Source organism: Anaerostipes sp. 992a, assembly GCF_001940245.1.
GTDB lineage: Bacteria > Bacillota > Clostridia > Lachnospirales > Lachnospiraceae > Fimousia.
Map to the genome: position 1 here is coordinate 205,844 of NZ_MJIG01000003.1, position 9,157 is coordinate 215,000.

The 9,157-nt window shown below is 38.0% G+C and carries 10 protein-coding genes (1 of these 10 only partly in view); 9 read left to right on the forward strand and 1 reads right to left on the reverse strand.

The annotated features are described in order from the left end of the window. Window positions 1–53 precede the first annotated feature (53 nt). The gene (locus tag BHF69_RS02600) at window positions 54–1,319 is read right to left on the reverse strand and encodes an HlyC/CorC family transporter (RefSeq protein WP_242946095.1); all 1,266 of its coding nucleotides are present in this window, start codon (window positions 1,317–1,319) and stop codon (window positions 54–56) included. Between the two features lie 222 nt (window positions 1,320–1,541). Between BHF69_RS02600 and BHF69_RS02605 the strand changes: the two genes are divergently transcribed. From BHF69_RS02605 to BHF69_RS02645, 9 genes are all read left to right on the forward strand, one after another. Then, on the forward strand, window positions 1,542–2,147 hold the full coding sequence (locus BHF69_RS02605; RefSeq protein ID WP_075669524.1) for a zinc dependent phospholipase C family protein: 606 nt from the start codon (window positions 1,542–1,544) through the stop codon (window positions 2,145–2,147). Between the two features lie 178 nt (window positions 2,148–2,325). Next, window positions 2,326–2,682, forward strand: a complete 357-nt coding sequence (gene ylxM / locus BHF69_RS02610; RefSeq protein WP_075669525.1) for a YlxM family DNA-binding protein — start codon at window positions 2,326–2,328, stop codon at window positions 2,680–2,682. Between the two features lie 18 nt (window positions 2,683–2,700). Further along, on the forward strand, window positions 2,701–4,041 hold the full coding sequence (gene ffh, locus BHF69_RS02615) for a signal recognition particle protein (RefSeq protein ID WP_075669526.1): 1,341 nt from the start codon (window positions 2,701–2,703) through the stop codon (window positions 4,039–4,041). Window positions 4,042–4,083: 42 nt separating this feature from the next. After that, a complete protein-coding gene (gene rpsP, locus BHF69_RS02620; RefSeq protein ID WP_075669527.1) occupies window positions 4,084–4,329 on the forward strand; it encodes a 30S ribosomal protein S16 in 246 nt (81 codons plus the stop codon). 21 nt (window positions 4,330–4,350) lie between these two features. Beyond that, complete coding sequence (locus tag BHF69_RS02625) at window positions 4,351–4,581, forward strand: KH domain-containing protein (RefSeq protein ID WP_075669528.1); 231 nt, start codon at window positions 4,351–4,353, stop codon at window positions 4,579–4,581. Window positions 4,582–4,705: 124 nt separating this feature from the next. Next, window positions 4,706–5,896: an ATP-grasp domain-containing protein gene (locus BHF69_RS02630; protein WP_075669529.1), complete on the forward strand. Its 1,191-nt coding sequence runs from the start codon at window positions 4,706–4,708 to the stop codon at window positions 5,894–5,896. 9 nt (window positions 5,897–5,905) lie between these two features. Beyond that, window positions 5,906–6,646, forward strand: a complete 741-nt coding sequence (locus BHF69_RS02635; protein WP_075669530.1) for an esterase family protein — start codon at window positions 5,906–5,908, stop codon at window positions 6,644–6,646. A gap of 14 nt (window positions 6,647–6,660) precedes the next feature. Continuing rightward, the gene (locus BHF69_RS02640; RefSeq protein ID WP_075669531.1) at window positions 6,661–7,416 is read left to right on the forward strand and encodes an exodeoxyribonuclease III; all 756 of its coding nucleotides are present in this window, start codon (window positions 6,661–6,663) and stop codon (window positions 7,414–7,416) included. A gap of 22 nt (window positions 7,417–7,438) precedes the next feature. Then, a protein-coding gene (locus BHF69_RS02645) for an ABC-F family ATP-binding cassette domain-containing protein (RefSeq protein ID WP_075669532.1) crosses the window boundary here: on the forward strand, window positions 7,439–9,157 show its 5' portion. 45 nt of this gene lie beyond the right edge of the window; 1,719 of the gene's 1,764 nt are visible here — the first part of the coding sequence; its start codon is at window positions 7,439–7,441; its stop codon lies off the right edge, out of view.

Sequence of the window (9,157 nt, forward strand, 5' to 3'; positions counted from 1 at the left end):
ATAATCGCAAAAAACCGGTTGGGAATCCAGCCGGTTTTTGTTATATGGAAAATTTATGATTGTTCTTTTAAAGTAATTAGTACCTTTTCAATGCGTCGTTTATCAGCAGATAATACTTTAAAGGTGACTTCCTCTGTCTCAGCTGTTTCGCCAGGCTCAGGAAGATGATCTAAAAGCTCAATAATCTTGCCTCCGATAGAGTCATAGTCTTCAGAATCGATAGTCAGATCCAATAGGTCATTCAGATCATCTAATTTCATAGAGGCATCTGCTACATATTGCTGTTCACTAAGTACTTTAAAATGCTCTGCTTCTTCTGCGTCATATTCATCACGGATTTCACCGATAATTTCTTCGATCAAATCTTCCAGAGTAATCAGCCCTGCAGTGGCACCATATTCATCCAGTACAATAGCGAAGCTAATGGATTCTTCGCGCATTTTGGACATCAGAGTAGAAATCTTTTGGGTTTCATAAGTAAAGAATGGTGTCCTCATAATATTTCGCAGGTTGAATTCTTCCTCTGGGTGTTCAATGCGGTAGAAATACAGGTCTTTTAGATTTACAATTCCAATTACTTTTTCTTTTGTATCATCATATACGGGAAGACGTGAAAACTGTTCTTCCATAAAAATCTGTATCAAGTCGTTATAAGAAATATCGACGGGAGCAAAAGTGATATCGATTCGAGGAATCATGACTTCCTTTGCCAGGAGATCTCCGAAGTCGAACACATTATTGATCATCTCTTTCTCATCTTCTTCAATGACACCTTCTTCATGACTGACATCGACAATGGTACGCAGCTCCTTTTCTGTCATTACTTTATTAGACTGCTTTGGATCAATGTGCAGCAGGAACAAAAGTCCTGAGGAAAGAGTATTTACGATGGCGATGACAGGTGTCAGTATAATTGTCAGCATATAAATGATTCTTGCATAAAGCAGAGAAATACTTTCGCTTTTTAAAGTTGCAAATGTTTTTGGTGTAATCTCACCAAAAATTAGAATTAAAAATGTAAGTATCCCTGTCGCAATTCCTGCTCCAACACTGCCCCATAACGTAATCGCTAACGAGGTGGCCAGAGAAGAAGCGGAAAGGTTTACAATATTATTCCCAATTAAAATAGTACTTAATAGCTTTCCAGGATTTTCAATTAATTTTAATACCAGTGTTGCCCTGCTGTCACCCTCTTCTGCAAGAGAACGCATCTTATGTCGGTTTGTTGTGGTAAGTGCTGTTTCTGCGGAAGAAAAGAATGCAGATAGCATTAATAAAATTATTAAAAATACCAATTGTATCGAGGTACTCGGGTCCAAATTATCATCTCCTAATCTGTTATTTGTTTTGGAATTATTTTCAATTTTACTAGAGGGAAATTCTTCTGTCAAGCATCTGGGTTGAAAGGAAAATGAATAATACGTTAAAATTCTTAGATTTTTGTTAAGAAAACATGGAAGGGGTTGTATTTGGCAAACAGTTTTTATACAATGGATTTAGAAACAGATGACTACTTAAGCTTTTAGAGGATTGATTATTAAATGAGAAAAAAATCACATATTTCAATGGCGGATCAGATTATTGAATCCCTGCAGATAGAGCCGTTAACCAGCCACAGAATGGCTTTTCGCATCGGGAATATACTTCCAGACTGCCAGCCATCTTTTTTGACGACAAGACATTCTTACGATGAAACCATAGAAGTTACGAAAGAGAAGATGAGACAGTTTCTTGATGAATATAATAGCATGGAGGAGATTGGATCCCGGGTTTGTATCAAGCTGGGAGAAATCATCCATTACATTGCTGATTATTTTACATTTCCGCATAATAAACATTACGCAGGAAACATGAAGGATCATTGCCTATATGAAAGTGACTTAAAGCACCAGCTTCGTGAATTCGTTCATTCAGAAGCTGCTGACCATGTTCGTACAAGAGTCAAGAGGTTTGATTCTCTGGAAGAATTATTTTCCTTTATTCAAAAGATTCATGCATGGTATATGAGAAAACCGCGAAATATTTATGATGACTGCAAATTTGCTGTTTACGTATGCACTTCCGTGGTTGCTACTATCTTTCATATCCTTGCAAAACGATACGAGACTCAGCGTACATGGAATTATACCTATGCAACTGTTTCTTAATTAAAAATCAGGAATGACGTCTGGCTGAAACATCGGATGGCAGGAGAAGAAGAGAAACTGATTTGCATGATATTTAGGAAAAAATTGACCTTGTTAAGTAAAAATACTTGACAAGGTCTTTTTTTTTGTGTATACTAGCTTTCGGTAAAGGGAAAATGCTTTACAAAAGGAGCGAAAGATGGAACCAATTGTAGAACAAGCATTGTTATATGATTTTTATGGGGAGCTGTTAACAGAGCATCAGAAAGAGATTTATGGTGATTATGTGCAGTACGATTTATCGCCGAGTGAAATTGCCCTGGACCATGGGATTACCCGTCAGGCAGCGTATGATATGATCAAGCGTTGTAATAAGATTTTAGCGGGATATGAAGATAAGCTTCATTTACTTCAGAAGTTTTTGAAAACAAAGGAAATGGTAGCACGGATCAATATTTTTGCGAAAGAGATTCTGGAACAAGAGCAGCGGGCTGAAATTATTGATAAATTAGAGAAAATCGAGAACATGTCCAATGCAATATTGGAAGAGTACTAGATTTGAGGAGAAGAGTACATGGCATTTGAGAATTTATCTGATAGACTACAAAATGTATTTAAAAAGCTAAGCGGAAAGGGACGTTTGAGTGAAGCTGATGTAAAAGAAGCAATGAAAGAGGTAAAACGTGCTCTTTTAGAGGCGGATGTTAACTTCCGCGTAGTAAAGCAGTTTGTAAAGACTGTAACAGACCGTGCGATTGGACAGGATGTTTTAAGCGGATTAAATCCTGCACATATGGTTGTCAAAATCGTAAAAGAAGAGATGGAGTCATTGATGGGCTCCGAGATGACAGAGATTAAGATGAAGCCAGGTGCCGATATGACGGTAATTCTTCTGGCAGGTCTTCAGGGAGCAGGTAAGACAACGACCTGTGCTAAGATTGCAGGCCAGTTTAAGCGAAAAGGAAAACGTCCGTTATTAGTAGCATGTGACGTTTATCGTCCAGCAGCGATCAAACAGTTGCAAGTTAATGGTGAGAAGCAGGGAGTTCCTGTATTTACTATTGAAGGAAATCAAAATCCGGTAGAGATTGCCCAAAAGGCAATTGAATATGCAAGAGAACAGCACAACAATTTGGTACTTTTGGATACAGCCGGTCGTCTTCATATCGATGAGAGTATGATGACGGAGCTTAAAGAAATCAAAGATCATGTGGATGTGACGCAGACTATTTTAGTCGTAGACGCTATGACAGGGCAGGATGCGGTCAATGTTGCCAAAGATTTTGATGATAAAGTTGGAGTTGATGGAGTCATTCTGACAAAGATGGATGGAGATACTCGAGGTGGTGCGGCTCTGTCTATCAAGGCGGTAACCGGAAAGCCAATCCTGTATATTGGTATGGGAGAGAAGCTAGAGGATTTACAACAGTTTTATCCGGACCGTATGGCCAGCCGAATTCTTGGCATGGGTGATATCCTGACATTGATTGAAAAAGCAGAATCTGCTGTGGATGATGAAAAAGCGTTAGAGATGACGAAAAAGCTCCGAAAAGCAGAATTTAACTTTGACGACTATCTGGAACAGATGGAACAGGTGAAAAAGATGGGTGGAATCAATGATATTTTATCCATGATTCCAGGAATGAGCAAACAGCTGCGCAATGTGGAAGTTGATGAAAAAGAACTGGACCGTACCGCTTGTATCATTTATTCTATGACCAAAGAGGAACGGGCAAATCCTAAGATTATCAATCCTTCCAGAAAGAGAAGAATTGCAAAAGGTGCAGGAGTTCCGATTGCAGAAGTCAATAAGTTATGCAAAAACTTTGAACAGTCCAGAAAGATGATGAAACAGATGTCTGGTATGTTTGGAGGTAAAAAAGGTAGAAGAGGAAGATTTAATTTTCCCTTTTAAATAAATAGAAACTATTAACAAATTTTAACGGAGGTGAAACTAATGGCAGTAAAAATGAGATTAAAAAGAATGGGACAGAAAAAGGCTCCTTTCTATAGAGTAGTAGTAGCAGACGCAAGAGCTCCTAGAGATGGTAGATTTATTGAAGAAATCGGTACTTACGATCCAAATCAGGACCCAAGCGTAATTAAATTTGATGAAGAAGCTGCAAAAAAATGGTTAGCAACAGGTGCTCAGCCAACAAATACTGTAGCTAAATTATTAAAAGCTGCTGGGATTGAAAAGTAATAACTAGAGGAGGTGTAAGTCTTGAAAGGCTTAGTTGAAGTGATTGCAAAATCTCTAGTTGATCATCCTGAAGATGTAGTAGTAACTGAGAAAGAATCCAATGGTGTTGTTGTAGTAGAACTACGTGTTGCACCAGATGATATGGGAAAAGTAATCGGTAAGCAGGGTAGGATTGCAAAAGCGATTCGTACTGTGGTAAAGGCTGCATCTTCAACAGGAAAAAAGAAAATTGTCGTAGACATCTTACAGTAGTCAAAGGCAGAGGAGAACAGAATGTAATCTGTTCTCTTTTTTCTTATTAAAAATATTGGATTAGGCCAGTGAAATGTAGTATAATAAAAACATTAAAAAATAATAAGAAGAAAAGAGGGAATGTATGAATTTTGTATTTATATCACCACATTTTCCAACGAATTATTGGAAGTTTTGTGCAGAGTTGAAGAATAATGGCGTAAATGTACTGGGAATTGGAGATGCTCCATATGATTCTTTGACAGATGAACTAAAGGGTTCACTGACAGAATATTATAAAGTGAGCGATATGGAAAACTACGATGAGATGATGCGAGCAGTTGGTTTTTTCACATTCAAATACGGAAAGATCGACTGGATTGAAAGCAATAATGAATACTGGCTGGAACAGGATGCAAGATTGCGTACAGATTTCAACGTTACAACAGGGCCTCAGAGTAAGGATATGGATGTTGTAAAGTTTAAATCAAAGATGAAGGCAAATTATAAGAAGGCGGGTGTTCCTGCTGCGAAATACCATCTGGTATCTACATACGAAGAAGGAAAGGCTTTTATTGCTGAGGTTGGATATCCTGTCATTGTAAAACCAGATAATGGTGTTGGTGCTAGCAATACATATAAATTGAAAAATGATGCAGATTTTGATGCATTTTATGCAGATCTTCCACCGGTTCAGTACATTATGGAAGAATTTGTCAATGGTGAAATCTGCTCTTATGATGCACTGGTCAACAGTAAAGGAGAGGTTTTATTTGAAACAGGAAATATTACATTGATTTCTATCGTTGATGCGGTAAATGAGAAAGAAGATGTGTATTTCTATATCGTAGACCATGTTGCAGAGGATCTGGCTGACGCAGGAAGAAGAACGCTTCAGGCATTTGACGTTAAAAGTCGTCTGGTGCATTTCGAATTCTTCCGTCTGTTGGAAGACAGGGAAGGTCTTGGCAAAAAAGGAGATATCGTTGGTCTGGAAGTAAATATGCGTCCTTGTGGAGGATTTACACCGGACATGGTGAATTTTGCCAATAGTTTTGATATTTACAAGTTATGGGCAGATATGATTTGCTATGATCAGATTCGATTACCAGAATACAGGGAGATTTCTAACTGCCTGTTTGTTGGAAGAAGAAAAGGAAAAGATTATAAGCATAGCCATGAAGAAATTATGCAGAAATATGGCTATAAAATCTGGATGACAGAAGAACTTCCGGAAGTAATTGCAGCTGGTATGGGTGATTTTATGTATTTGGTAAAATGCTATACAAAAGATGAATTAATGGAATGTATTCACTATATGGTGGAAAAGAAATAGGAGATCATTATGCATACACAATATTATAAAATTTGGAGCAACTGTCTTCAAAGAGATATGGAATTTAAAGTTTATGGACATGGAGGGAAACCATGTCTGGTTTTGCCATCACAGGATGGAAAATTTTATGATTTTGAAAATTTTGGCATGATTGAGCCGTTTGCATCTCGAATTGAGGCTGGAGAACTGCAGCTTTTCTGCATCGATAGTATCGATGGAGAGACCTGGGTCAGCGATAGCTGGGATATGGGATGGAGAATGCAGCGCCATGAGCAATGGATGCATTATATTACAGATGAATTTTATGAAATTATGAAGGGTATTAATGGAACTGCGTATCGTGCTATGGCTACAGGATGTAGTATGGGTGCGTTCCATGCAGTCAATGTATTTTTGCGTCGTCCAGACTTATTTGATTATGTTATTGCATTGAGTGGAGTTTATAATACCAAGTATTTGATCGGTGATTATATGGATTCTAACGTGTATAATAATTCACCATATCATTACATTCAGAATATGCCGGAAAATCATTTCTATATGGATTTATATCGTAATTCCCGTGTGATTATCTGTGTAGGACAGGGTAATTGGGAAGAGGAATGCTTGGCGAGTACAAGAGAACTGGATGCACTTTTGTCTGCAAAGGGCATCAATGTATGGTTTGACTATTGGGGATATGATTGTTATCATGACTGGCCTTGGTGGAAAGAGCAGATGTATTACTTCCTGGATAAGATTTTTGATTAATTTGGAGGAAGTATATGACAAAATTAGTTTCCTGGAATGTAAATGGGCTAAGAGCCTGTGTAAAAAAAGGATTTCTTGATGTGATGAATGAGTTGGATGCAGATGTATTCTGTGTTCAGGAAACAAAGCTGCAGGAGGGGCAGATCGATTTGGATCTGCCGGAATATTATCAGTACTGGAATTATGCCCAGAAGAAAGGATATTCAGGAACAGCAGTATTTACAAAGGAGAAACCGATTTCAGTTAGCAATGGAATTGGAATGGAAGAACATGATCAGGAGGGAAGGGTGATTACTCTGGAATACGAGGAGTATTATCTGGTGACTTGTTATACGCCAAATTCCCAAAGTGAGTTAAAAAGGCTTCCTTACCGCATGAAATGGGAAGATGATTTCCGAGCATATTTAAAAAGCTTAGAAAAGGATAAGCCAGTTATTTTGTGTGGGGACTTGAACGTGGCTCATAATGAAATCGATTTGAAGAATCCAAAGACCAATCGAAAGAATGCAGGATTCTCAGATCAGGAACGAGAAAAATTTACAGAGCTTTTGGAGGCTGGATTTATTGATACCTTTCGGTATTTTTATCCAGATGTAGAGGGTGCATACAGTTGGTGGTCCTATCGTTTTAAAGCCAGAGAGAAGAATGCAGGATGGCGTATTGATTATTTTTGTGTATCCGAAGAACTGGCTGACCGACTGGCAGAAGCGATGATTCATACGGATATTATGGGATCAGATCATTGCCCGGTTTCTCTTATTTTAGAATAAATATCCATTTTAGGAGAATTATATGAATATTTTAACAGTACAGCAGGCAACAAAAGGATACGGAGACCGTATCCTTTTTGAAAATATTACACTTGGATTGAATAAGGGAGATAAAGTCGGAATCATTGGGATTAATGGGACTGGAAAGTCTACACTACTGAAAATCATTGCAGGAATCGAAGAGGCAGATTCTGGTAATGTTGTGATGGCAAAGAATACCACGATATCATATCTGCCACAGAATCCAATATTTCCAAAGGGAGAGACCATCCTGCGATATGTGATGGATGGTAATTTTGAAAAAGAAGGAGAAGCAAAATCAATCTTGATGAAGCTGGGACTGCCAGATTATGAAGGTAAGACGGATTATTTATCCGGAGGGCAGAAAAAAAGGGCGGCTTTAGCAAGGATTTTAGTAAATTCTGCGGATGTTCTTGTTCTGGATGAGCCGACGAACCATATCGACAATGAGATGGCTAAATGGCTGGAGGATTATTTGAATCAATTCAAAGGAATTCTCGTAATGGTAACCCACGACCGATATTTTCTGGATCGTGTTACGAATAAGATTGTAGAAATCGATGATAAGACGCTATATACGTATGAAACTAATTATTCTGGATTTCTGGAATTAAAGGAACAGCGTGAGAATATGGAAATTGCCAGTGAGCAAAAGCGTAGAAGTATTTTGCGAACAGAGCTTGAGTGGGCAAAGAGAGGGGTGCGCGGTAGAGGGACAAAGCAACAGGCAAGGTTGGATCGATTAGAAGAATTGAAAAATCAATCCGGACCAGAGGAAGAAACAAAAGTTGTTATGTCTTCCATTACATCCCGAATGGGGAAAAAGACCATAGAGCTTAAGAACATTTCTCAAAGCTACGAAGGAAGGACTTTCATAAAAGATTTTTCTTATTTGGTTTTGAAAAATGAGAGAATTGGAATTATAGGTCCCAATGGCTGTGGGAAAACCACATTACTTCAGATTCTGAATGGAAGAATCCAGCCAGAGGAAGGAAGTGTGGAAATCGGTGATACGATCAACATTGGATATTTTACTCAGGAAAGTGAGGGGATGAATCCAAATCAAAGGGTTATCGATTATGTAAAGGAGACGGCCGAATATATTGCAGTTCCCGAAGGAAGGATTTCTGCATCCAAGATGTTAGAAAGATTTTTATTTACTCCAGATATGCAGTATGCACCGATTGGAAAGTTATCTGGTGGAGAGCAAAGAAGATTATATCTTCTAAAGATTCTTATGGAATCGCCTAATGTGTTGATACTGGATGAGCCAACGAATGATCTGGATATTGCTACGTTGACAATTTTAGAAGATTATTTGGATCGGTTTGAAGGTATCGTCATTACCGTATCGCATGACCGATATTTTCTAGATAGGGTTGTAGATCGAATTTTTGCTTTTGAAGAGGATGGAAATATCCGCCAATATGAAGGTGGATATTCGGATTATTTAAGCAAAAGGATGATTGTGGAAGAAGAAATTCCAAAGGAAAAGAAGAAGAAAAACTATCAGAAGCCAAGAGAAAAGAAACTAAAGTTCACTTTTAAGGAACAAAAGGAATTTGAAACTATCGATGATGATATTGAGCAGTTGGAGCTTCGATTGGAAGAATTGGACTCCCAAATAGAGCGTACAGCTACTGATTTTATCAAATTAAACGAATTGATGGAAGAAAAGAAGGCTGTTGAAGAAAAATTAGAAAAGAAAATGGAACGTTGG